Raw genomic sequence first — 21,817 nt, 5'->3', positions numbered from 1 at the left:
GACGTGAGCGCACTCGTCAATCTCAGTATCGATGGCCATGTCGCCATCATCGAACTCAATCGTCCCGAGAAGCTGAACGCGATGACGCCCGAGATGGCCGACTTGCTGATCGCGGCGGTGGAGCAATGCAATACCGATGCGCAGGTGCGCGCGGTGATCCTGACCGGCGCGGGTCCCAAGGCCTTCTGCGCCGGCTCGGACATCACCGAGCTCGACCGCTACGCCACGCCCTGGGATTTTCGCAACCGGCTCGACTACTGCGACTGTGTGCGCATGTTGAAAAAGCCCACGGTGGCGGCGATCAACGGCTATACGTTCGGCGGCGGCCTGGAAATGGCATTGGCCTGCGATATCCGCATCGCCGCCGACAACGCGCGCCTGGGCGCGCCCGAGATCAAGCTGGGATGGATCGGCGGCGGCGGCATGACGGCGCAGCTCGTCCATGCGATCGGCCCGAGCAACGCCGCACTGATGGTGCTGACCGGCGACCCCATCCGCGCCGAGCAGGCGCTGGCCTGGGGGCTGGTGAGCGAGGTGGTGCCGCAGGAGCAGCTGCGCGAGCGCGCGCAGGCGCTTGCCGCCACCATCGCCTCGCGCGCGCCCATTGCGGCTGAAACGGCACGCGTCAATCTGCGCGCCGCGTTGTCGATGCCGCTAGAGAAGGCCGTGGAATACGAGCGCGATCTGCAGGCGATCTGCTTTGCCACCGCCGACGCCAAGGAAGGCCGCAAGGCATTCGAAGAAAAGCGCGCGCCGAAGTTCGAGCGGCGCTGACGCGGGGGGCGCCGTCCAGCGCGGCGCCGGAACCCACTCAGTTGGGCTGGTCCTTGCCCGGGTCTTCGGCCAGCACCTGCGGCGTCACATAAGCGCTGCGCGCCGCATCGGCCGGCTCCATGCGCAGGGGCTGGTGCACCCGCGACGGCGGCACCAGCGAGCCCGGCGCGTCCGGGTTGGTCCACAGCGGATCGGGGATCTCGGCAAAGACCTGGCGCAGGCGCTCGCCCCAGGTGCCGCGGATCATGCGGAAATACTCGTTGTGCTCGTCGATGCTGGCAAAGTGGGTGACGCGCAGCGAATTGGCGTCGTACACCAGCAGGTCCAGCGGCAGCCCCACCGAGATGTTCGAGCGCAGCGTGGAATCCATCGAGATCAGGGCGCACTTGGCTGCCTCGTCCAGCGAGGTGTCCGGTTGCAGCACGCGGTCCAGGATGGGCTTGCCGTACTTGGCCTCGCCGATCTGGAAGTACGGGCATTCCTGGCCTGCCTCGATGAAGTTGCCGGCCGAATACACCTGGAACAAACGGCATTGCTCCTTGCCGATCTGCCCGCCGAAGATCATGCTGACGTTGAAGTCGACACCCTGTTCGTGCAGGGCGGCCGCCTCGCTGTGATAGACCTCGCGCACCGCCGCGCCCACCAGGCGCGTGGCCGTGAACATGTCGGGCGCGTTCCAGAGGGTTTCGGCGGCTTCCTCGCGCTGGCGGGTCAGCACGTTCAGCACGGCCTGGCTGACCGCCAGGTTGCCGGAGGTCATCAGGACCATGACGCGCTCGCCCGGCCGCTCGAAGACGGTCATCTTGCGAAAGACACTGATCTGGTCGACCCCGGCATTGGTGCGGGAGTCGGAAAGAAACACCAGGCCGGCGTCCAGGCGGGCAGCTACACAGTAGGTCATGATCGGAAAGAGGGAAAAGCCACCCCGCATTGTATTGCGGCGGGGCGGGGCGGATGTTACGGCTTACTGCTGCGCGCCGGCCTGGACCTGGACGCTGATTTCCATGGACTCCTCGCCGCCGCCGGTGCGCACCCCCCGCACGGGCGACGCCGAGTCGTAATCCCGGCCCACGGCCAGCCGGCAATGGCACTCCGAGGCGAACTGGCTGTTGGTGATGTCCACGCTGGTCCAGCCCAGGTCGGGCAGCCAGACGTCGGCCCAGGCGTGGCTGGCCGCGTGCTCGGCCGTGGTGTACAGGTAGCCGCTGACGTAGCGCGCGGGCACGTTCAGGCCGCGTACGCATGCGAGGAACAGGTGCGCGTGGTCCTGGCATACGCCATGACCCAACGCCAGCACCTGGTTGGCGGCGGTGGTGACGTCCGTGGTGCCGGGCTCGTACGCCACGCGCCCGTGAATGGCGTCCGCCAGCGTCAGGACATCGTCCGACGTCGACAGCCCGTTTGGCAGCACCGCGCGCGCGAACGCAAGAACCGTCTCGTCTGCCTGCGTCAGCCGCGTCTGCACGCAATAGGCATGCACCGGCAGCCGGCTGTCCTCGCCGCCCAGCACGCCGCGCACCAGCGGCGCCACCAGCACCTGGCCGGAGACGCGCAGCTCGATGTCGCTGTGCGGCTGGTTCAACGTCAGCGTGTGCGTGATGTTGCCGTAGGCGTCGACCTGCTTGTCCAGCTCGCCCGGCGCCTCGATATTCCAGCGCAGGATGCGCTGGTGTTCGTCGTCGCGCGGCGTCAGGCGCAGCGTCTGGATGCTGTAGTTGACTGGTGCGGTGTAGCGGTAATGCGTGACGTGCGTGATGATCTGCTTCATGGCTGTCTCCGTGTTATGCCGACAGCGGCACCAGGAAGTCCTGGCTGATCCGGTTGCCCAGGTCGTTGATGCGGTCAAGGAACCGGTCCAGGTACCGGTGCAGGCCGCTCGCCAGGATGTCCTCGACGCGGCCGTACTGCAGTTCGGCGCACAACATGCCGGCGCGCCGCTCGGTCTCGGTCGAGCGCTGGTTCGCCACGCGCGCCAGGTCGTCGGCCACCGCCCGCATCGAGGCCAGCAGCGACCGCGGCATGTCGCCATGCAGGATCAGCAGTTCGGCCACGCGGTCGGGGGTAATGACGTCACGGTACACCTTGCGGTAGATCTCCAGGCCGGACACGGAGCTGAGCAGCGCCGACCAGCGGTAGAACTCGCTCTGCACGGCCGCGGCGCTGGCCGGTTCCGCGCGGCCCTCCTGCGCGCTCGCGCTGCTGCGTTCATGGAACTTCACGTCCAGCATGCGCGCGGTGTTGTCGGCGCGCTCCAGGTGCATGCCGATGCGCATGAAATACAGCGCCTCGTCTTCCAGCATGGTGCCGATCGTGACGCCGCGCGCCAGGTGCGAACGGAATTTGACCCACTCGAAGAATTCGCCCGGATTGCGTTCCAGCAGCCCCGTGTGCAGATGCTTGAGCAGTTCGAGCCACGTCGTGTTGTAGGTTTCCCAGACTTCCGTCGTGAGGCTGCCGCGCACGGCGCGCGCGTTTTCGCGGGCGGCGCGCATGCACGAATAGATCGACGAGGAATTCTCCGGGTCGCGCACCATGTATTCCAGCACGTCGTGCGGCGAGATGGAGGCGTACTTGCTTTGATACAGCCCCTGCAATTCGGAGATGCGCAGCACGCCCAGCCAAGAGCCCTCGCGCGTATGCGTGTCCTGCGGCAGCAGTGACATCTGCAGGTTCACGTCCAGCATGCGGGCGGTGTTTTCGGCGCGCTCGGTGTAGCGGCACATCCAGAACAGATTGTCGGCGGTTCGGCTCAGCATGGTCAGTCCTCCAGCACCCAGGTGTCCTTCGTGCCGCCGCCCTGGCTGCTGTTGACCACCAGCGAGCCCTCGGTCAGCGCCACGCGGCACAGGCCGCCCGGCACGGTGCGGATCTCCTTGCCGCACAGCACGTACGGCCGCAGATCCACGTGGCGCGGCGCGACGCCCGATTCCACGTACGTGGGCGTGGTCGACAGCGCCAACGTGGGCTGCGCGATGTAGTTGGCGGGATTGGCGCGCACGCGGTCCCGGAACGATTCCACCTCGGCGCGCGAGGCGGACGGCCCGACCAGCATCCCGTATCCGCCCGCGCCATGCACTTCCTTGACGACCAGGTCCTGCATGTTGGCCAGCACGTGCGACAGCTCGTCCGGCCGGCCGCAGCGCCAGGTCGGCACGTTCGACAGGATGGGCTCCTCGCCCAGATAGAAGCGGATCATGTCGGGCACGTAGAGATACGTGGACTTGTCGTCGGCGATGCCGGTGCCGATCGCGTTGGCGAGCGTGACGCGGCCGGCGCGATACACCGACAAGAGGCCCGGCACGCCCAGCGCGGAATCGGCGCGAAAGGACAGCGGATCGAGAAAATCGTCGTCCAGCCGGCGGTAGATCACGTCGACCTTGCGCGGCCCGCGCGTGGTGCGCATGTAGACGGTGTTCTGCTCGACGAACAGGTCCTGCCCCTCCACCAGTTCCACGCCCATCTGCTGGGCCAGGAAGGCGTGCTCGAAGTAGGCAGAGTTGTACATGCCCGGCGTCAGCACCACCACGGTGGGGTCGTCGCCGCCGTGCGGCGCGACCTCGCGCAGGTTGTCCAGCAGCAGGTCGGGGTAGTGCGCGACGGGTTCGACCTTGATGCGGCCGAAGGCGTCGGGCATGAGCCGCATCGACATCTTGCGGTTCTCCAGCATGTACGACACGCCCGACGGCACGCGCAGGTTGTCCTCCAGCACATAGAATTCACCCGCGCCCGCCCGCACGAGGTCCACGCCGGCGATGTGGCAGTAGATGTCCTCGGCAACGTCGACGTCCTGCATCTCCGGACGGTACTGCGCGTTCAGGAAGACCTGTTCGGCCGGCACGATGCCCGCGCGCACGATGTCGTGGCCGTGATAGATGTCGCGGATGAACAGGTTCAGTGCGCGCACGCGCTGTTTGAGGCCGGCTTCCAGGTGGCGCCATTCCTCGGCGGGAATGATGCGCGGGATGAGGTCGAAAGGAATCAGGCGCTCGGTGCCGGCGGCGTCGCCCGCGACCGAAAACGTGATGCCGACGCGGCGAAAGCTCAGGTCGGCCTCCAGCCGGCGCACGGACATGGCTTCGTCCGACTGCTCGTTGTGCCAGCGCTCGAACGCCTGGTAGTGGGAGCGGATGCGGTTCTCGCCATCGCGCATTTCGTCAAAGGCGGATGGACGGGCGGGTAGGTCCTTCATGGCTCCTCCGTGCAGATGCTTGCGGCCGCTTGCACGCGGCCGTCATCCGGCCGTGGCCGGCCGGTCAAGGTGTACAAGCAACCCGCATGCCAGCTTTGTCGGCAGACGGGGCGACACGGCATCAATATGCGCTGCGGGCGGGGGAAATGCCATCCCCGGGGCGGACGACGGCGTAATCCGGGGACGGGAGGCGGGCAGGGGGCGAGGGCGGCTGGAGAGCTGCCCGGGCGCGCGCACCAAGCTGGTGCGTCACGCCGGACGAATCTGGTGCGTCAGCGGGGACGCGTCAATTCATGCGATAGGAATGCAGCACCGATCCGCTCTTGCCGCCTTGCTCCAGCGGCGCGTGCGGCACCCAGCCGTCCTGCGTCAGCACCGCGTCCAGCCGGACATCGTGCGGGGCGGGGACATATCCCGGGACCAGCTCGCCGCAGCTCCAGGCGATGCCGATGGCGGTGAAGGGGTGGCCGCGGTCGCGCAAGGCGGCCAGGGTGCGGTCGTAATAGCCGCCGCCATAGCCCAGGCGGTCGCCGAGTTCGGTGTAACCCAGGGTGGGCACCAGTACCACGTCGGGCAAGAGTTCCGGACCGGCCACGGGCTCCTGGATGCCGTAGGGGCCGGCGCGCAGCTCGGCCTCGGGCGTCCAGGGCAGGAAGGCGAGCGGCGCGTTGCGCTCGCGCACGACCGGCAGCGCCACCGTCATGCCGGCCTCGCTCCATTGCGTCAGGAGCGGGCGCAGATCGGGCTCGTCGGCCATCGGCCAGAACGCGGCCACGGTGGTGGGCGCCGGATGGCCGGCCTGCACGGCCTGGTCGCGGGCCACATTCAGCCAGGTGAAAAGGCGTGCGCGCATGAGCAAAGCGCCCCGGCTGCGCTGGTCTTCAGGCATTTCGGTGCGCAATTTCCGCAATCGCGTGCGGTGGACTGCGGTATCCTCTGGAGTATTTTGCGTAGTCATGCGGTGGCTGTAACCGGGGGGTTGAATATGAAGGCAAACATGCTGAAGACGAACATGCGTATGCTCAGCATGCGGGTGCGTCGCGAGACAGGCGCCCGGCAGCCCCCACGGTATCAGAATTCGTCGTTGCAAGCCGCCGACGCCCGCGCCGGGCTGCGCCGCTTGCTGCCGCTGGTGGCGCTTTTCACGGCTGCCTGTGCGCCCGTCGATGCGCAGCAGCGCAGCGCCGCCGTCAATCCCCAGCCTCAGCCCGCCGTGCAGGCGGCCCAGCCGATGATCGCCGTGCCTCCCGTGGTGCTGGCGGGCCTGCCGCCGACCGCGGAAACGCCCGCGCTGGCCGCCGTGGTCGCCGCCCGCGAAGCCATGAACCGCAAGCAGTGGTCGGTGCTGGGCGCCCTGGTGCCGCAGGCCAAGGGCGACCCGCTGGGCATGTATCCGGAATACTGGCTGCTGCGCTATCAGCTCTGGACGCCGCCCGCCTCGGGCCGGCCCGTGGCGGCCCTGCAGCAGTTCATCAACAGCAATGGCGACGCCTACCTGGCCGACCGCCTGCGCGGCGACTGGCTGCTCGCCGCCGCCCGCAGCGGCGACTTCGAAACGGTGCGCAAGCTGGCGCCCGTCAAAAACAGCAACGCGCAGATCGAATGCGCCATCCTGGACGGCAAGCACATGACCGGCCAGCGCGCCACGGCCGCGCAGGCGATGGCCGTGTTTTCGCCCGGCAGCGCGTGCTGGGCGCTGTACGACCAACTCGTGGCCGACGGCATCCTGGGCTGGGAGCAGCTCGAGCCGCAGCTGCGCGATGCCATCGAGGCCAACAAGACCACCGATGCGCGCAAGTTCGTGCAGTACATGTTCGAGCCGCGCGACGTGAAGACCTACGACGTCATCATGAAAGACCCCATGAAGTGGCTGACGCGGCAGGACCGCATGCCCGTGGGTCGCAACGAAAAGGAACTGGTCACGATCGCGCTGGCCCGCCTGGCTCGCTCGGACGTCAGCGTCGCCGACTCCTACCTGCGCCGCGAATGGGCCAAGTCGATGTCCAAGTCGAACCTGGCGTGGGTGCGCGGCCAGTACGCGCTGACCGCCGCGCTGGGCCTGGACAGCCGGGCCAACGATTGGTACCGCGAGGCGGGCCATATCCGCATGACGGAATACAACGCCGCCTGGAAGGTGCGCGCCGCGTTGCGCCAGCCGAAAATCGACTGGAAGTGGGTCATCGAATCCATCGACGAAATGCCGCCTTCGCAACAGGCCGAGACGGTCTGGGTGTACTGGAAGGCCCGCGGCCAGGCCGCGACGGGCAACAAGGACAAGGCGCAGGCCGCCTACGCCAGCATCGCCGACCGCTTTGATTTCTACGGCCAACTGGCCGCGGAAGAGCTGGGCCGCCGCATCAATGTGCCGCCGCGCCCCGCGCCCATCAGCGACCGCGAGATCGCCGAGGCCCGCGCCAATCCGGGCCTGCAACGCGCCGTGCTGCTGTTCCGCCTGGGCTGGCGCGCCGAAGCCGTTCCCGAATGGAACTTCACGCTGCGCGGCATGAGCGACCGCCAGCTGTTGGCCGCCGCCGAGCTGGCCCGCGCCGAGAACATCTACGACCGCGTGGTCAACACGTCGGACCGCACCGAAAAGGAATTCGACTTCAGCCAGCGCTTCATCGCGCCGTTCGAGGGCCGCGTCACCGCCAAGGCCAACGCCATCGCGCTGGATCCGGCCTGGGTGTACGGGCTGATCCGCCAGGAATCGCGCTTCATCATGGATGCGCGCTCGCACGTGGGCGCTTCGGGGCTGATGCAGCTCATGCCCGCCACGGCCAAGTGGGTGGCCGGCAAGATCGGCATGAGCGACTTCACGCCGGCCAGCGTCAACGATTTCGACACCAATACCGTACTGGGCACGAACTACCTGAACATCGTGCTGCGCGATTTGAACGGCTCGCAGATGCTGGCCAGCGCCGGTTACAACGCGGGTCCCGGCCGGCCGCGCAATTGGCGTTCGACCTTCACGCATCCCGTCGAAGGCGCCATCTTTGCCGAAACCATTCCGTTCACCGAAACCCGCATCTACGTCAAGAACGTGATGTCCAACGCCACGTATTACGCGGCCATGTTCACCGGCCAGCCGCAATCGCTGAAGGAGCGCCTGGGCAACGTCGTGCCGGCAGGCACCGAAACCGCCGCCGCGCCATGACTCGCGATCCGGCGACCGAGGGCCTGCGCGCCTATATCGTTGGCGGCGCGGTGCGAGATGCGCTGCTCGGCCTGCCGCACGGCGATCACGATTGGGTCGTGGTGGGCGCCACGCCCGAAGACATGACCGGCCGCGGCTTCATCCCCGTCGGCGGCGATTTCCCCGTCTTCCTGCACCCCCGCACCAAAGAGGAATACGCCCTGGCGCGCACCGAACGCAAGTCGGGGCGCGGCTACAAGGGCTTCACCTTCTACACGGGCGCGGACGTCACGCTGGAGGACGACCTGCGCCGGCGCGACCTTACGGTAAATGCCATTGCCCAGGACGAAGACGGCCGGCTCGTCGACCCGCTGGGCGGCGCGGACGACCTGCGCGCCCGGGTCTTTCGTCATGTGGGCGATGCGTTCGAAGAGGATCCCGTACGCATCCTGCGCCTCGCCCGCTTTGCCGCGCGCTTTGGCGATTTCAGCATTGCGCCGGAAACGATGGCGCTGTGCCGCCGCATGGTCGAGGCCGGCGAGGCCGATGCGCTGGTGGCCGAACGCGTCTGGAAGGAATTGTCGCGCGGCCTGATGGCGCAGGCGCCTTCGCGCATGCTGGGCGTGCTGCAAGAATCCGGCGCGCTGGCGCGCGTGATGCCCGAATTGCAGGGCGTGGACGAAGTGGCTTCGCAGTTGGATCGCGCTGCGCGGCAGGGCTTGCCTCTGGCAAGCCGCTATGCGCTGATGTGCCGCTTGACGCCCCAGCGCGAAGCGCTGGGACGGCGGATGCGCGTGCCCACGGAATGCAACGACTACGCGCGCCTCTTGCCTGAAGTCCTCGACGCATTGGGTGCGCAGGATGGCATGCCGGATGGCCCGGACAGGGCCGATGCGCAGTTGGCGCTGATGGAGCGCGCCGATGCCTTGCGCAAGCCGGAACGCTTTTTTGAACTGTTGGATGCCGCGGCCGTGTTGCGCGCGGTTGACCTTCCCGCGTGGCAATCGCGGGTGGCGGCGGTGCGCGGCGTGGACGCGGGCGCCATCGCCAAGGCTTGCGCGGGCGAGCCGGCGCGCATCAAGGAAAGCGTGCGCCAGGCGCGCCTGGCGCGTCTGGCCGATTTGCAGGCAGTCTGAGCCGGGTTTCGCGCTACAGCTTGCCCAGCCGGTCGCCGCGCGAGAATCCGCTCAATGGCGCCGTCATGCCGCGGCCGACGGCCAGCACCTTGAACAACTCGCCCATCTCCGCCTCCGATAGCAGCTTCTGCACGGGCGCCACCGCCTGCGCGTAGGCCTGCGCATCGGACGGATCCAGGCCGGCCAGCAGGTCCATGAGGCCCGCGTTCATCAGGAAGCGCGCCTGCGACGTGTAGCCCAGCACCTGCATTCCCGCCGCCAGCGCGGCGTCCGCCATCGCGGTGAAATCCACGTGCGCCGTGATGTCCTGCAGGCCCGGTGCGGTGAAGGGGTCTCCGTGCGCGTGGTGCCGCAGGTGGCACATCAGCGTGCCCCCCGCGCGCTGCGGGTGGTAATACTCGCTGCGCGGAAAGCCATAGTCCACCAGCAGCGCCGCGCCGCGTTCCAGCCAGCTGCCCATCGCCGCGATCCACGCCTCGCCCTGCAGATTGATCTCCGACACGTAGCCCGGTAGCGCCGGCATGCGCGCCGCGACCGCGGCCGCCAGGGTGGCCGGGGCGGGGCGATCTTCCCAGGTGAAACCGCCGCCGGCATCTACCGCCACGCCGCGTTCAAGCACCTGGCCGGCTTCGCTCCAGACAAAAAGGGAAACCGGCATCGCGTCCAGCACTTCGTTGGCCAGCACGCATCCGGAAAACGCGTGGGGCAGGGCGTCCAGCCATTGCACCCGGTCACCGAATGGGGCCAGCCGTTCGGCCTGACGCGCGCGCAGGTCCGCCGACACTTCCAGAATCAGATAGCGCGTGTCGGACAGCCCCAACGCGTCCAGTTCGCGCAGCACGCCTTCGGCGAGCGCCCCGGTGCCGGCCCCGAACTCCAGCACGGCGCGCGTGTCCGTCTGGCGCAGCACCTCGGCCGCCTGGCGCGCCAGTGTGCGCGAGAACAGCGGCGTGAGCTGCGGCGCGGTCACGAAGTCGCCGGCGGGCGTCTTGCCGCCGTCGTCGGCATCGGCCAGCTTGACGTTGCCCGCCGCGTAATAGCCCAGTCCCGGCGCGTACAGGGCCTCGGCCATCCAGTGATCGAACGGCAGCCAGCCGCCGCTCGCCGTGATGGCGGCGCGCAGGTGGGCGGCCGCGGCGTCGCTGTGTTCACGTGCGGCGGGGGACAGGGGAGGCAGATTGGCGGGGGCGGGGCGTTGCATGGGCGGATGGTACCGGGGCAAACCGGCATTTTCCCAAAAAAAAGCCCCGCAGCATGGCCGCGGGGCTTTTTTCGGATCAGACGGACAGATTAGCCGCGGCGATCGGACGACTTGGTGAAACGCTTGGCGGGGCCGCCGGGGCGCTTGTCGAACGAGGGCTTGCCACGGAAGCCGCCTTCGGGACGGTCGCCGCCACGGAAGCCGCCTTCGCGCTGGGGACGGTCACCGAAGCTGGGACGGTCGCCAAAGCTGGGGCGCGCGTCGCGATCGCCACCGCGGAAACCGCCTTCACGCGGGCCGCGCTCGCTGAACGGACGGGCATCGCGCTGGGGACGATCGCCGAAGCTGGGACGGTCGCCGAAGCTGGGACGCGAATCGCGGTCGCCGCCACGGAAGCCGCCTTCACGCTGGGGACGGTCGCCGAAGGGGCGATTGCCCTGGTAGCCGCCTTCACGCTGCGGACGATCGCCGAAGCTGGGGCGGTCGCCAAACGAACGCTGCGGGCGGTCGCCGAACGGACGGTCTTCGAAGGAACGGTTGCCCTGGTAGCCGCCGTCGCGCGGCTTGAACTCGCCACGCGGGCCGCCGAAGGAACGGCCTTCACGCGGGGCGCCATCGCGGGCGCCGTCGCGGGCGCCGGCAAAGCCGCCCGACGCATGACGCGAACCGCCGAAGCCGCCGGGACGCTTGCCGAAAGGCTTGCCAAAGGGCTTGCCGCCGCCACCACCGGTGGACGGACGCGGGGTGCGCTTGGGTTCCAGACCGGCGATCACTTCAGGCGTGATCGACTGGCCAATGTAATGCTCGATGCGGCGGACCTTGTGGCGCTCGGAATGCGTGGCCAGCGTGAACGCCAGGCCGCTGCGGCCGGCGCGGCCCGTACGGCCGATGCGGTGCACGTAGTCTTCAGCCTGCATCGGCAGGTCGAAGTTGACGGCGTGGCTGATGCCTTGCACGTCGATGCCGCGGGCGGCCACGTCGGTGGCCACCAGGATGCGCAGCTGGCCGCGTTGCAGTTGCGACAGCGTGCGGGTGCGCTGGCGCTGGTTCATGTCGCCGTGCAGGGCGGCGGCGGCAAAGCCCTGGTCGGCCAGGCGATCGGCCAGGTCGTCCGCGCCGCGCTTGGTCGACGTGAAGACGATGGCCTGATCCAGCGAGGCGTCACGCAGCACGTGGTCCAGCAGCTGCATCTTGTGGCTGGCGTCGTCCGCGTACAGCAGGCTTTGCGTGATGTTGGTGTGCTTTTCCTTGGCGCCGGCGATCTCGATGCGCTGCGGCTCGCGCATCATGCGCGCGGCCAGCTTGGCAACGGTGCCGTCCAGGGTGGCCGAGAACAGCAGCGTCTGGCGCTCTTGCGGCAGGCGCTCGATGATGGTCTCGATGTCTTCGATGAAGCCCATGTCCAGCATGCGGTCGGCTTCGTCCAGCACCAGGGTGTGCACGGTGTTGAGCTTGACGCGGCCCGATTGCAGGTGATCGATCAGGCGGCCGGGGGTGGCGACCAGCACGTCGACGCGGCGCGACAGCGCCTTCAGTTGCGCGCCGTAGGGCATGCCGCCCACGACGGTTGCGGTGCGCAGGTCGGCCAGCTTGCGGCCATACGTGGCGGTGGCTTCCGTGACTTGCAGGGCGAGTTCGCGGGTCGGGGTCAGCACCAGCACTTGCACGCCGACGCCCTTGTTGGCGGGCATCTGGGCGATGCGGTGCAGGGCGGGCAGCATGAAGGCCGCGGTCTTGCCGCTGCCGGTCTGCGAGGACACCATCAGGTCATGGCCGGCCAGCGCTTGCGGAATGGCGGCGGCTTGAACGGTGGTGGGGGTGGTGAAGCCAGCTTCTTGAACGGCCGACAACAGGGCGGGCGCGAGACCCAGGGTTTCGAAAGACATTACTTTCCCTTGCCGCAATCAATGCGACGCAGTGCTTGGTCGGGCCAGGGGATTAGGCGGCCGGATCCAGGCGACGGTTGATGGAGCATCGTGCCGACCGGATCAACCATGCGCGTGGCGCGTTCTCTTGTACTGATGGAACGCAGGGCGAAAGGAAAGGGGTCAGGAATCGATGATAGTTCGGCATGAGGCCGGGGGTTGGTTTCCCGGCGGACTGCAAAAAATTCCGCTAAATCAAGGCGGTAAATGCCGAACTCGTTTTGTGCAGTGCGGCGATCATAACCTGAATTCACCCTGCAAGGGAATTATTTTTTTGTCCAGCCCCCAATCAATAGGGTTTTTCCCTTGGTCTTCCAGCCACGCGTTGGTGGCCCGGAAATGACCGCAGCCCAGGAACGGCACCGGGGGGCGCCGGGCGGACAGCGGGGAAGGGTGGTTGGACATCAGCACCAGATGGCCGCTGTCGGGCGGCAGCAACACCCGCTTGGCCTGTGCGTGGGCGCCCCACAGCATGAACACCTTGGGCGACGGATCGCGCGCGACGAGCTTGATGAGGGCGTCGGTCACCGTTTCCCAGCCGCGCTTGGCGTGCGAGGCGGGCTGGCCGTCTTCCACGGTGAGCGCCGTGTTCAGCAGCAGCACGCCCTGCTCGGCCCAGGCGGTGAGGTCATTGCCTGCCGGAACGCCCAGATCCGGATAGTCGCGCGCAATCTCGTTGAAGATGTTGCGCAGGCTGGGGGGGCGCTTGCAGTCGTCCGGCACCGAGAACGCCAGCCCCTGCGCCTGGCCGGGGCCGTGGTAGGGGTCCTGGCCCAGGATCACGACCCGTACGTCCGAGGGCGCCAGGCCTTGCAGGGCGCGAAAGGGCGTGGCGGGATACACCACGGCGCCCTGCGCCAGACGCGCTTCGACATGGCTGGTCGCGGCGGCGAGGGCCGCGGCTACGGCGGGGTCGGCGGACAGGGCGGCCTGCCAGGCGGCAGGCAGTTGCCCGGCCTGCTTGGCCAGGGCGTTGGGTGTAAGGCGGTTGTCGATCGGCATGGGCGCGATTTTGGCATATCCGCCCGGTCAGCCCGACCGGCGCCGCCCGCCCGTTCAGACCGGCCAGCCGGCCTGCCGGTGCGCCGAGTCCCAGAACATCCATTCCAGTTGAGCGGCGTGCGTGTAGGCCTGGTGCATCGCTTCCACGATCTGCGGAGAGGCGGTTTGGGCGGCCCGATCCACGGTGGCGATCACCGCGCGGACCAGCGCGTGGAAGTCATCGCCAGCGTAGGTGTCGATCCAGGCGGCGTACGGATTGGGCCGAACGGCGCGCGCGTGGATGTCGCGCCCGATCTCCGCGTAGATCCAGAAGCAGGGGAGCAGGGCAGCCAGGGCGACCGGATACGGTGCGCTCCAGGCGGTTGCGATGAGAAAGCTGGTGTAGTGATGGCTCGCCGGCGTCAGCGGCGTGGCCTCGAACGTGGCCGCGTCGATGCCGAACTGCTGCATGAATCCGGCATGCAGGCTGCGTTCGGCCACGACGGCGCCCTTGGCGGCTTCGGCAAACTGCACGACGCCGTCTGCGTCGTCGGCCTTGGCGGCGGCAATGGCCAGCGCGCGTCCAAACGCGACCAGATAGTGCGCGTCCTGGATCATGTAGTGCTTGAACGCGTCCTCGGCAAGCTTGCCGCTGGCCAGTTCGCGGTTGAACGGCATGTCGCGCGTCTTTTCATAGAGCGCGGCGTTGCGGGCCCAGGCGTCGGAGCTGAAAGACATGGAATTCCTCTTAGGCGTCGCCTCGCGCGCGCGTGGATGCGCGGCGCCGGCGGGGGCATAAGGGTAACAAGGCAGGAGTACCAATGCAGGGAGGGGGAAATTCAGGCCGCCCGCGCGGCCCGTCCGAGCGTCGTTTAACCGCGATGGAGAGATCCTGAATGGTAACTGAACGCATTTAACATGCACCTTTCTTCGCTGAATTTGAGGCCAATTTCAACGGAAATCACGTCTTCTGCGGGCTGCGTCCCCGCGTCGCGATGGACAGGCTTGTCTCGCTGCGGTGTTCTGGTTTACATTCGCTTAAATTCTATGTAACAGTTCCGTTGAAGGCCGACCCAGTCGGCCTTTTTTGAACCCACGCCCAAAGTCGTGGCTTGGCCAGGCTGCCTGGCGCCCCTCGCCGTCATGCCGCCACGCCATCATCCCGTCCTCCTTGCCTTGCCTGGCACCGCCGACACCCTTTGCCGGCATCTGCAGGCCCCTGCGCAAACCCCCTGCAGCAGCCCGCTGCGCCGCCCATGCTGAATTTCGACGATTTTCCCGCGAGCCACGCCAGGACGGGCGGCCCCTTGCGCATCCTGCATACGGAAGCCGCCACGGCCTTTGGCGGCCAGGAATTCTGTATCTATAAGGAGATGGTCGCCATGCGCGAGCGCGGCCATCACCTGGAAGCGGTCTGCCAGCCGCATGCCGAACTGGCGCAGCGGCTTCGCGACGCCGGGTTCACCGTGCACACCGTGAACATGGATGGCGCCGTCAATTTCGTGCGCAGCGTGGCGTTCGTGCGGCGCGTGGCGGCGCGCGGCCGTTTCGACGTGGTCAACACGCACAGCCGCAGCGACACGGTGCGCGCGGCAATGGGCGCGCGCCTTGCCCGCACCCCGCTCATCGTGCGCACCCGCCACCTGGCCAAGCCGATCAACTCGCTGTACGCCTACACGTGGCTGGCCCACCGCGTCATCGCCGTGAGCCGGCACGTGCATCGCCAATTGCTGGATGGCGGCGCAGCGCCCGAGGCCGTCGCCACCATCCATTCGCCGATTGTGTTGCCCGAAGGCGACGGCAAGGGCAGTCTGCGGCAGGAACTCGGCCTGCCGGGCGATGCGCTGGTCGTGGGCTGTGTGGCCGTCATGCGCACGGAAAAGGGCCATGCCGACCTGATCGACGCCTTCCAGCGGGTGCTGGCCGCGTTTCCGCAAGCCCACCTGGTGCTGGCCGGAGACGGCATGCCGGTGTTCGAGCGCCTGAAGGGTCAGGTTCAGGCGCTGGGCCTGGCGTCCCGCGTACACTTCCTGGGCCGGCGCAATGACATCGGCAACGTGCTGCAGGCGTTTGACGTGTTCGCCTTGCCGACCCATCGCGAAGCCTTCGGCACGGCATTTGTCGAAGCTGCCGCCATGGGCGTGCCCGTGATTGGCACGGACGTGGGGGGCGTTCCCGAAACCATGCAGGCGGGCGTGACCGGCCTGCTCGTGCCGCCGCGCGACCCGGCGGCGTTGGCCGCCGCGCTGGAAAGCCTGCTGGCCGATCCCGAACGCCGCCGCCGCATGGGCGAGGCGGGCCGGGAGCTCATCCGGGGGCAGGGGCTTTTCAGCGTCGACCGCGCGGCGCAACTGGTCGAAGCGGCTTACGCACGCTGGCTGGGAGAACGGCGGGGGCGGGCCCCCGCGGCGCCCAGCGGCTCGATGCCGTAGAACGCTCAGTGCGGTAGAACGGTCAGTGCGCTGGACCGCTCAATGCCACAGCAGCGCGTTCATGGCTTCGACCAGACGGTCGCGGTAGCGCGGCAGCAGGGCCGACACCGCTTCTTGCCGGCGCTTCCAGGAATCGGGCTCGGCGCCCGGCGCGATGCGCGGCGCCGCCCAGATCGGATCCGGAAAATGCCGGTCGCCGCGCCAGCGCGGGATCACGTGCCAATGCAGATGCGGCACCATGTTGCCGAGCGATGCCAGGTTGACCTTGTCGGGCGTCAGGATCGCCTGCTGCGTTTCCTCGACCACATACACCGCCCGCATGAGCAGGTCGCGCCCGTGCGTGGACAGGCTGGTCATCTCGGCCAGGTGAGCGTTCCAGATCACACGCGTAAACCCAGGATAGTCGGGGTCCTCGACCTCGATGATGCGCAGGTGCGGTCCCCGCCACAAGAGCGTGCCGCCGTCTTCCTGGCACAGCGGACAGTTGGGATCGCGCGCGCTCAAGCCATCACCTTGCGGTACTGAATGAAGCCGGACCGGTCGGCAATGCGGTCGTAGAGCTGCATGGCCGTCGCGTTGGTTTCGTGCGTCAGCCAATAGACGCGGGCACAGTTGGCCGCGGCGGCTTCGGCGTAGACGTGCTCGATCAGCTTGCGGCCGGCGCCCGTGCCACGCGCCTCCTGGTCCACGTACAGATCCTGCAAATAGCAGTAATCGCCCGCGGTCCAGGTGGAGCGGTGGAAGATCCAGTGCACCAAGCCCACCGCGCGGCCGCTTTCGTAGGCCAGCGCCGCGTGCATGGGTTCGGCCGGATCCAGAAAGCGCGCCCACGTGTTGCGCGTGACGGCGTCGTCGATGCTGACGCGGTAGAAGTCCTGGTAGCCCTTCCACAACGGCAGCCACGCGTCGAAGTCAGCGGCAACGATGGGACGGATATCTGCGGTACTCATGGGGCGGAGCCTCCTGGTGAAATTCAGAGTTGGTTTTCCATGGCTTCGACGATATGCCGCAGCACTTGCAGCCGAGCGTAACGCTTGTCGTTGGCCGACACCAGATGCCAGGGCGCGTGGGCCACGTCGGTCCGCATCAACATCTCGTTGGCCGCCGCCGAGTACTCGGGCCATTTTTCGCGGTTGCGCCAGTCCTCCGGCGTGATCTTGAAATTCTTGAACGGCGATTTTTCGCGTTCGCGAAAGCGGACAAGCTGTTCGTCGGGCGTGACCGCCAGCCAGAACTTGAGCACCAGCGCGCCGCTGGCCGCCAGCTGTTCTTCGAAGTCGTTGATCTCTGCGTAGGCCCGGCGCCACTTGGCGGGGGGAATCAGTTTCTCGACTCGCTCGACCAGCACCCGGCCATACCAGGAGCGGTCGAAGATCGCGATCCGGCCATGGCGGGGAATGCGGCGCCAGAACCGCCACAGGTAAGGGCGGGCCAATTCTTCCGAGCTGGGCGCGGACACGGGCGTGATGTCGAATTGCCGGGCGTCCAGCGCGTGCGTGACGCGGCGGATGGCGCCGCCCTTGCCGGCCGCATCCTGTCCCTCGAACACCAGGATCAGCGAGCGATCCTTGAACTTGTCGGAGCGGGCGGCGAGCGCCAGCCGGCCTTGCAGCAGGCCGAGTTCGGATTCGTAGTCTTCCTTCTCGACCTTGGCGTCATAGTCCAGCTTGCCCAGGCGGTCGACGATGCGCGTCGTGCTGGAATGCGCCACGAAAGCGGGCGGCAGGCGCGGCACGCCGCGCCGGCGCAGCGCCGTCAGCACCGCCTCGGCCGTGCGCGCGGTGCGCATGTTCTCGTCGGCGCTGGGGATCACCACCCAGGGCGCATGACCGCAGTCCGTGTGATTGAGCACGACGTGCGCGCCCGACCGGATGCGGTCGAAACGCTTGTTGACCTTCATGTCGACCGGGCTGACTTGCCACGCGGTCTCGGGACTGGCGAGCAGGCGCTGCGCCCGTTCCTTCTGCGCCTTGGCCGACAGGTGGAACCACAGCTTGACGATCTGCACGCCTTCCGAGGCCAGCATCGTTTCAAAGCGCATGATGGCGGCGGCATGTGCCTCGATGGCGTCTGCATTGGGCTTTTTGCGCACGGCTTCGATGACCAGCGGCGTGTACCAGGAGCCGAACACGATGCCGGTGCTGCCCTTGGGCGGCAGATCGCGCCAGTAGCGCCACAACGGTGGGCGATCCAGTTCGTCGCCCTCGCGCGGCCCATAAGCCAGCGTGCGGATGTGGCGCGGATCCATCCATTCGTTGAGCAGGTTGATCGTGGCGCCCTTGCCGGCCCCGTCGATGCCCGCCACGACGATCAGAAGCGTCTTGTCGGCCTGGCGCAGGCGTTCGTACTGCGCATTCAGCAGTCCGACCCGCAGCCGCGTTTCCAGCGCCTTGAATTCATCTTTGGAGAGGGTAGGGTCTGCTTCGGCTTCGGCGAACATGGATGCGTCGGATCGGTTTGCTGCGATCGGGCGATCTTGCGGGATATGGCCGTGCGGCGCAAGTGCGCCGCGGCCAGGTGTCAAAGCGCGTTGACGGGAATCTTCAGGTACCGCACGCCGTTGTCCTCGGCCGGCGGGAAATGTCCCGCGCGGATGTTCACCTGGATGGCGGGCAGGATCAGTGTGGGCATCGACAGTGTCGCGTCCCGCCGGGTGCGCATGGCGACGAATTCTTCTTCCGTGATGCCATCGCGCACGTGGATGTTGCCGCGGCGCTGGTCGGCCACGCTGGTCTGCCAGGCGGCGTCGCGGCCCTCGGGCGGATAGTCGTGACACATGAAAAGGCGCGTGTCGTCGGGCAGGCTCAAGAGGCGCCGGATCGACTGGTACAGCAGGTGCGCATCGCCGCCTGGGAAATCGCAGCGCGCCGTGCCGACATCGGGCATGAACAGCGTGTCGCCCACGAATGCCGCATCGCCGATCAGGTAGGCCATGTCGGCTGGCGTGTGTCCCGGCACGTGCACCGCCGTGGCGGTCAGCGCGCCGATCTGAAAGGTCTCGCCGTCGGCGAACAGATGGCCGAACTGCGATCCATCGAGCTGAAAGGCCGGCTCAAGGTTCAGGATCTTCTTGAACACGCCCTGCACGCTGCGGATGCTTTGGCCGATGGCGATGACGCCGCCCAGCTGCCGTTGCAGATAAGGCGCGGCGGACAGGTGATCGGCGTGGGCATGGGTTTCCAGCAGCCAGACCGTCCGCAGCCCGCGCGCGCGGACATACTCGGCCACACGGTCTGCATTGGCGGTGCTGGTGCGGCCCGACTTGGGGTCGAAGTCCAGCACCGAGTCGATGATGGCGCAGGCGCCGCCGGGCCCTGCCTCGTGAACGACGTAGGTGATGGTCGAGGTGACGGGGTCAAAGAAGGCCTGGATGTGCGGATTCATGGGGGCTTGGGAATGAAGGGCGGTCGCGTCGGAACAGTTTACGTAAAAAAATAATATTTGCGAATAGTTTATTCAGAAATATAATGACGGCGCCATTACCCCGCTTTTCCCTCTGCCAGCACCTCGCCATGAATGCTCCGCTTACCGAATGTGAAGTCGCCTCCCTGCGCGAATCGGCCTCCCAGGCCTGCACGCTGCTCAAAGCCCTGGCCAACGAAGACCGCTTGCTCCTCTTGTGCCAGCTGGTCCACCATGAACGCAACGTCGGCGAGCTTGAATCGCTGACCGGGATCCGCCAGCCCACGCTCTCGCAGCAGCTTGGCGTGTTGCGCGACGAAGGCCTCGTCGTCACGCGGCGCGAAGGCAAGTACGTCTACTACCAGATGGCCAGTTTCGAGGTCAGCCAGGTGATGAAAACCCTGTCCAGCCTGTACTGCGGACGCGCACTGGAATCGCTCAAATGAACGTGGACTGGTCTGCCTTTACGCCGCTCGCCGGTACGGCGGGGGGGCTCCTTATCGGCGCCGGCGCGGTCTTGTTGATGCTTGGCGCCGGGCGCATTGCCGGCATCAGCGGCATCGTGGGCGGTCTTTTCACCCCGACGCGCGGCGAGGGTTGGCGCGTGGCCTTTCTGCTGGGACTGTGCGCCGCGCCGTGGGTCTACCGGCTGTTCGCCACCTTGCCGTCCATCACGGTCGATGCCAGCACGCCCCGGCTGATCGTGGCCGGCCTGCTCGTCGGGATCGGCACGCGATACGGGTCCGGCTGCACTAGCGGCCACGGCGTCTGCGGACTGTCCCGCGGATCGCGCCGCTCGTTCGTCGCCACGGCGATCTTCATGGCGGCCGGATTTGTGACGGTCTACGTGTTGCGCCACGCGGTGGGAGGCTGACATGGCTGCGATCTACGCTTTTGCCGCCGGGCTCGTCTTCGGATTCGGCCTGTTGGTGTCGGGACTTGCCGACCCCGCGCGCGTGTTGGGTTTTCTGGACCTGGCCGGCTTGTGGAATCCCACCCTGGCGTTCGTGATGGGCGGCGCCGTCGTCGTGACCAGCATCGGATTTGCGCTCTTGCGTCGCCGACGCGCCAGCCTGTCGGGCGAACCCATGCGCTGGCCGCAGGCCTCGCAGCTGGACTGGCGTCTGGCCGGCGGCAGCCTGGCGTTTGGCGTGGGTTGGGGCGTGGCGGGATTCTGTCCCGGACCCGCCGTCGTCGCCGCGGCGGCCGGCATCGGCGAGGCCGGCATTTTTGTGGTCGCCATGCTTGCGGGGATGGCGATCCACGCCATCATCGAACGCGTCCGGCGCGGCGGCGCCTGACCCCGCGTCCGCCGCCTTACTCGTACGTGCGGATGTCGTCGATCACCTTGCCGTCGTTCGGCAGGCCGCCTTCGTCCACCCATTGCACATCGGCGCGCAGCTTGGTCACGTCGCGCGCCGAATCGGCGATGCGCTTGGCCAGGTCATCGTTCTGCTCGCGCGACTCCACCTTGAGCACCATGCGGTCCGAGCCGGTGCTGCCGCTGATGACCAGCCGCGCCCGCAGGATTTCCGGATGCCGCCGGACCACGTCGGCCACCTGCGAGGGGTGCACGAACATGCCGCGCACCTTGGTCGTCTGGTCGGCGCGCCCCATCCAGCCCTTGATGCGGGTGTTGGTGCGCCCGCACGGCGAAATGCCGGGCATCACCGCCGACAGGTCGCCGGTGCCGAACCGCACCAGCGGGTAATCGGGGTTCAGCGTGGTCACCACGACCTCGCCAACTTCGCCGTCGCGCACGGGCTCGCCAGTGCCCGGACGCACGATTTCGACGATGATGTCCTCGCCCACCACCAGCCCCTCGCGGGCAGGCGTCTCGAAAGCGATCATGCCCAGGTCGGCGCTGCCGTATGCCTGGTAGCCGTCGATGCCGCGCGCCGCCAGCCAGTCGCGCAGCGAGGGCGGAAAGGCCTCTCCGGAAACCAGCGCGCGGCGCAGCGAATCGAGCTTCACACCCAGTTCATCGGACTTTTCCAGGATGATCTTCAGGAAGCTGGGCGTGCCGGTGTAGCCGCTGGGCGACAGGTCCTGAATCGCGCGCACCTGCTGTTCGGTCTGTCCGGTGCCGCCAGGGAATACGGTGCAACCCACCGCATGGGCGGCGGTCTCCATCATCGAGCCGGCCGGCGTGAAGTGATAGGAAAAGCAGTTGTAGGCCAGTTCGCCGGCGCGAAAGCCCGCCGCGTACAGGGCGCGCGCAAAGCGCCAGTAATCCGATCGCGCGCTTTCCGGTTCGTAGATCGGGCCGGGCGAGGCAAACACCCGCATTGCTTCGCCCCAGCCGATCGCGGAAAAGCCGCCGAAGGCCTTGGCGGGCCCAGCGGGCCGGGCGGCGTCATCGCGGCTGTGCTGCTGGCGTTCAAGCAATTCATGCTTGCGCAGCACCGGCAGCCGGGCCAGCGCCTCGCGCGAGGTGACCGTGGCCGGGTCCACGCCGCGCAATTGCTCGGCGATGGCCGGCGCGCGCGCGATGGCCCGCGCAATCGCCCCAGGCAGGGCCGCCATCAGATCGCGCTCGCGTTGCTCGGGCGCTCGGGTTTCGAGGTCATCGAAAAACTCGGACATGGAATCGCACCTTCTCGTGTGCCGGTTTGCGGCGCCGTTGCCGGCGCCATGCGGCAAG

At 67.6% G+C, this 21,817-nt stretch carries 21 protein-coding genes; 7 read left to right on the top strand and 14 right to left on the bottom strand.

Going from position 1 to position 21,817, the window contains the following annotated elements:
* Window positions 1-3: 3 nt before the first annotated feature.
* Complete coding sequence (locus HV786_RS13965) at window positions 4-774, top strand: enoyl-CoA hydratase/isomerase family protein (RefSeq protein WP_128829573.1); 771 nt, start codon at window positions 4-6, stop codon at window positions 772-774.
* A gap of 37 nt (window positions 775-811) precedes the next feature.
* Here the strand turns inward: HV786_RS13965 and HV786_RS13960 are convergent, their stop codons facing one another.
* From HV786_RS13960 to HV786_RS13940, 5 genes are all read right to left on the bottom strand, one after another.
* Window positions 812-1,675: a proteasome-type protease gene (locus HV786_RS13960; protein ID WP_128829572.1), complete on the bottom strand. Its 864-nt coding sequence runs from the start codon at window positions 1,673-1,675 to the stop codon at window positions 812-814.
* A 63-nt stretch (window positions 1,676-1,738) separates the two neighbouring features.
* Window positions 1,739-2,542, bottom strand: a complete 804-nt coding sequence (locus HV786_RS13955) for a transglutaminase family protein (protein ID WP_128829571.1) — start codon at window positions 2,540-2,542, stop codon at window positions 1,739-1,741.
* Between the two features lie 13 nt (window positions 2,543-2,555).
* On the bottom strand, window positions 2,556-3,530 hold the full coding sequence (locus HV786_RS13950) for an alpha-E domain-containing protein (protein WP_128829570.1): 975 nt from the start codon (window positions 3,528-3,530) through the stop codon (window positions 2,556-2,558).
* Between the two features lie 2 nt (window positions 3,531-3,532).
* Window positions 3,533-4,963: a circularly permuted type 2 ATP-grasp protein gene (locus tag HV786_RS13945; protein WP_062838905.1), complete on the bottom strand. Its 1,431-nt coding sequence runs from the start codon at window positions 4,961-4,963 to the stop codon at window positions 3,533-3,535.
* Window positions 4,964-5,249: 286 nt separating this feature from the next.
* On the bottom strand, window positions 5,250-5,921 hold the full coding sequence (locus HV786_RS13940; protein WP_128829569.1) for a 5-formyltetrahydrofolate cyclo-ligase: 672 nt from the start codon (window positions 5,919-5,921) through the stop codon (window positions 5,250-5,252).
* A gap of 69 nt (window positions 5,922-5,990) precedes the next feature.
* Between HV786_RS13940 and HV786_RS13935 the strand changes: the two genes are divergently transcribed.
* Both HV786_RS13935 and HV786_RS13930 read left to right on the top strand, forming a co-directional pair.
* Window positions 5,991-8,117, top strand: coding sequence for a lytic transglycosylase domain-containing protein (locus HV786_RS13935; protein WP_142055916.1), 2,127 nt, complete (start codon window positions 5,991-5,993; stop codon window positions 8,115-8,117).
* On the top strand, window positions 8,114-9,232 hold the full coding sequence (locus HV786_RS13930) for a tRNA nucleotidyltransferase/poly(A) polymerase-related protein (protein WP_128829568.1): 1,119 nt from the start codon (window positions 8,114-8,116) through the stop codon (window positions 9,230-9,232). The genes HV786_RS13935 and HV786_RS13930 overlap by 4 nt, the downstream gene beginning before the upstream one ends.
* 13 nt (window positions 9,233-9,245) lie before the next feature.
* On the opposite strand, the gene HV786_RS13925 is transcribed toward HV786_RS13930, so the two are convergent.
* The 4 genes from HV786_RS13925 to tenA form a co-directional block, all read right to left on the bottom strand.
* The gene (locus HV786_RS13925) at window positions 9,246-10,433 is read right to left on the bottom strand and encodes a class I SAM-dependent methyltransferase (protein WP_175211112.1); all 1,188 of its coding nucleotides are present in this window, start codon (window positions 10,431-10,433) and stop codon (window positions 9,246-9,248) included.
* Window positions 10,434-10,522: 89 nt separating this feature from the next.
* A complete protein-coding gene (locus tag HV786_RS13920; protein ID WP_175211110.1) occupies window positions 10,523-12,319 on the bottom strand; it encodes a DEAD/DEAH box helicase in 1,797 nt (598 codons plus the stop codon).
* Between the two features lie 276 nt (window positions 12,320-12,595).
* Entirely contained in the window at window positions 12,596-13,360 is a 765-nt protein-coding gene (locus HV786_RS13915; protein ID WP_175211108.1) for a uracil-DNA glycosylase, read from the bottom strand.
* Between the two features lie 54 nt (window positions 13,361-13,414).
* Window positions 13,415-14,077 (bottom strand): thiaminase II, encoded by a 663-nt coding sequence (gene tenA, locus HV786_RS13910; protein WP_128830138.1) that lies wholly within the window; start codon window positions 14,075-14,077, stop codon window positions 13,415-13,417.
* A gap of 518 nt (window positions 14,078-14,595) precedes the next feature.
* Here tenA and HV786_RS13905 point away from each other — a divergent pair.
* On the top strand, window positions 14,596-15,771 hold the full coding sequence (locus HV786_RS13905) for a glycosyltransferase (RefSeq protein WP_175211106.1): 1,176 nt from the start codon (window positions 14,596-14,598) through the stop codon (window positions 15,769-15,771).
* A 39-nt stretch (window positions 15,772-15,810) separates the two neighbouring features.
* Here HV786_RS13905 and HV786_RS13900 read toward each other — a convergent pair whose 3' ends face one another.
* From HV786_RS13900 to HV786_RS13885, 4 genes are all read right to left on the bottom strand, one after another.
* Window positions 15,811-16,275, bottom strand: a complete 465-nt coding sequence (locus HV786_RS13900; protein WP_056327353.1) for an HIT family protein — start codon at window positions 16,273-16,275, stop codon at window positions 15,811-15,813.
* Window positions 16,272-16,721: a GNAT family N-acetyltransferase gene (locus tag HV786_RS13895; RefSeq protein ID WP_128829567.1), complete on the bottom strand. Its 450-nt coding sequence runs from the start codon at window positions 16,719-16,721 to the stop codon at window positions 16,272-16,274. The genes HV786_RS13900 and HV786_RS13895 overlap by 4 nt, the downstream gene beginning before the upstream one ends.
* A 23-nt stretch (window positions 16,722-16,744) precedes the next feature.
* Window positions 16,745-18,211: a polyphosphate:AMP phosphotransferase gene (gene pap / locus HV786_RS13890; protein ID WP_128829566.1), complete on the bottom strand. Its 1,467-nt coding sequence runs from the start codon at window positions 18,209-18,211 to the stop codon at window positions 16,745-16,747.
* An 80-nt stretch (window positions 18,212-18,291) separates the two neighbouring features.
* Window positions 18,292-19,155 (bottom strand): MBL fold metallo-hydrolase, encoded by an 864-nt coding sequence (locus HV786_RS13885; RefSeq protein WP_128829565.1) that lies wholly within the window; start codon window positions 19,153-19,155, stop codon window positions 18,292-18,294.
* A gap of 128 nt (window positions 19,156-19,283) precedes the next feature.
* Between HV786_RS13885 and HV786_RS13880 the strand changes: the two genes are divergently transcribed.
* The 3 genes from HV786_RS13880 to HV786_RS13870 are packed head-to-tail and all read left to right on the top strand — an operon-like array spanning window position 19,284 to window position 20,474.
* On the top strand, window positions 19,284-19,619 hold the full coding sequence (locus HV786_RS13880) for an ArsR/SmtB family transcription factor (protein WP_128829564.1): 336 nt from the start codon (window positions 19,284-19,286) through the stop codon (window positions 19,617-19,619).
* A complete protein-coding gene (locus HV786_RS13875; RefSeq protein ID WP_128829563.1) occupies window positions 19,616-20,047 on the top strand; it encodes a YeeE/YedE family protein in 432 nt (143 codons plus the stop codon). The genes HV786_RS13880 and HV786_RS13875 overlap by 4 nt, the downstream gene beginning before the upstream one ends.
* Before the next feature lies 1 nt (window position 20,048).
* A complete protein-coding gene (locus HV786_RS13870) occupies window positions 20,049-20,474 on the top strand; it encodes a DUF6691 family protein (protein ID WP_128829562.1) in 426 nt (141 codons plus the stop codon).
* A 16-nt stretch (window positions 20,475-20,490) separates the two neighbouring features.
* Here HV786_RS13870 and HV786_RS13865 read toward each other — a convergent pair whose 3' ends face one another.
* Window positions 20,491-21,759 carry a phenylacetate--CoA ligase family protein gene (locus HV786_RS13865; RefSeq protein WP_142052402.1) on the bottom strand — a complete coding sequence of 423 codons (1,269 nt, stop codon included), beginning with the start codon at window positions 21,757-21,759 and terminating at the stop codon, window positions 20,491-20,493.
* Window positions 21,760-21,817 lie beyond the last annotated feature (58 nt).

This window comes from Achromobacter mucicolens (assembly GCF_902859725.1).
GTDB lineage: Bacteria > Pseudomonadota > Gammaproteobacteria > Burkholderiales > Burkholderiaceae_B > Achromobacter > Achromobacter mucicolens.
This window is presented reverse-complemented; position numbering and strand designations above follow the sequence as displayed.

Bases quoted from the DNA above. Each gene is read 5' to 3' on its own strand.
- HV786_RS13960 (WP_128829572.1), bottom strand. From the start codon at position 1,675: ATGACCTACTGTGTAGCTGCCCGCCTGGACGCCGGCCTGGTGTTTCTT.
- HV786_RS13955 (WP_128829571.1), bottom strand. From the start codon at position 2,542: ATGAAGCAGATCATCACGCACGTCACGCATTACCGCTACACCGCACCA.
- HV786_RS13950 (WP_128829570.1), bottom strand. From the start codon at position 3,530: ATGCTGAGCCGAACCGCCGACAATCTGTTCTGGATGTGCCGCTACACC.
- HV786_RS13945 (WP_062838905.1), bottom strand. From the start codon at position 4,963: ATGAAGGACCTACCCGCCCGTCCATCCGCCTTTGACGAAATGCGCGAT.
- HV786_RS13940 (WP_128829569.1), bottom strand. From the start codon at position 5,921: ATGACTACGCAAAATACTCCAGAGGATACCGCAGTCCACCGCACGCGA.
- HV786_RS13935 (WP_142055916.1), top strand. From the start codon at position 5,991: ATGCGGGTGCGTCGCGAGACAGGCGCCCGGCAGCCCCCACGGTATCAG.
- HV786_RS13930 (WP_128829568.1), top strand. From the start codon at position 8,114: ATGACTCGCGATCCGGCGACCGAGGGCCTGCGCGCCTATATCGTTGGC.
- HV786_RS13925 (WP_175211112.1), bottom strand. From the start codon at position 10,433: ATGCAACGCCCCGCCCCCGCCAATCTGCCTCCCCTGTCCCCCGCCGCA.
- HV786_RS13920 (WP_175211110.1), bottom strand. From the start codon at position 12,319: ATGTCTTTCGAAACCCTGGGTCTCGCGCCCGCCCTGTTGTCGGCCGTT.
- HV786_RS13915 (WP_175211108.1), bottom strand. From the start codon at position 13,360: ATGCCGATCGACAACCGCCTTACACCCAACGCCCTGGCCAAGCAGGCC.
- tenA (WP_128830138.1), bottom strand. From the start codon at position 14,077: ATGTCTTTCAGCTCCGACGCCTGGGCCCGCAACGCCGCGCTCTATGAA.
- HV786_RS13905 (WP_175211106.1), top strand. From the start codon at position 14,596: ATGCTGAATTTCGACGATTTTCCCGCGAGCCACGCCAGGACGGGCGGC.
- HV786_RS13895 (WP_128829567.1), bottom strand. From the start codon at position 16,721: ATGAGTACCGCAGATATCCGTCCCATCGTTGCCGCTGACTTCGACGCG.
- pap (WP_128829566.1), bottom strand. From the start codon at position 18,211: ATGTTCGCCGAAGCCGAAGCAGACCCTACCCTCTCCAAAGATGAATTC.
- HV786_RS13885 (WP_128829565.1), bottom strand. From the start codon at position 19,155: ATGAATCCGCACATCCAGGCCTTCTTTGACCCCGTCACCTCGACCATC.
- HV786_RS13880 (WP_128829564.1), top strand. From the start codon at position 19,284: ATGAATGCTCCGCTTACCGAATGTGAAGTCGCCTCCCTGCGCGAATCG.
- HV786_RS13875 (WP_128829563.1), top strand. From the start codon at position 19,616: ATGAACGTGGACTGGTCTGCCTTTACGCCGCTCGCCGGTACGGCGGGG.
- HV786_RS13870 (WP_128829562.1), top strand. From the start codon at position 20,049: ATGGCTGCGATCTACGCTTTTGCCGCCGGGCTCGTCTTCGGATTCGGC.
- HV786_RS13865 (WP_142052402.1), bottom strand. From the start codon at position 21,759: ATGTCCGAGTTTTTCGATGACCTCGAAACCCGAGCGCCCGAGCAACGC.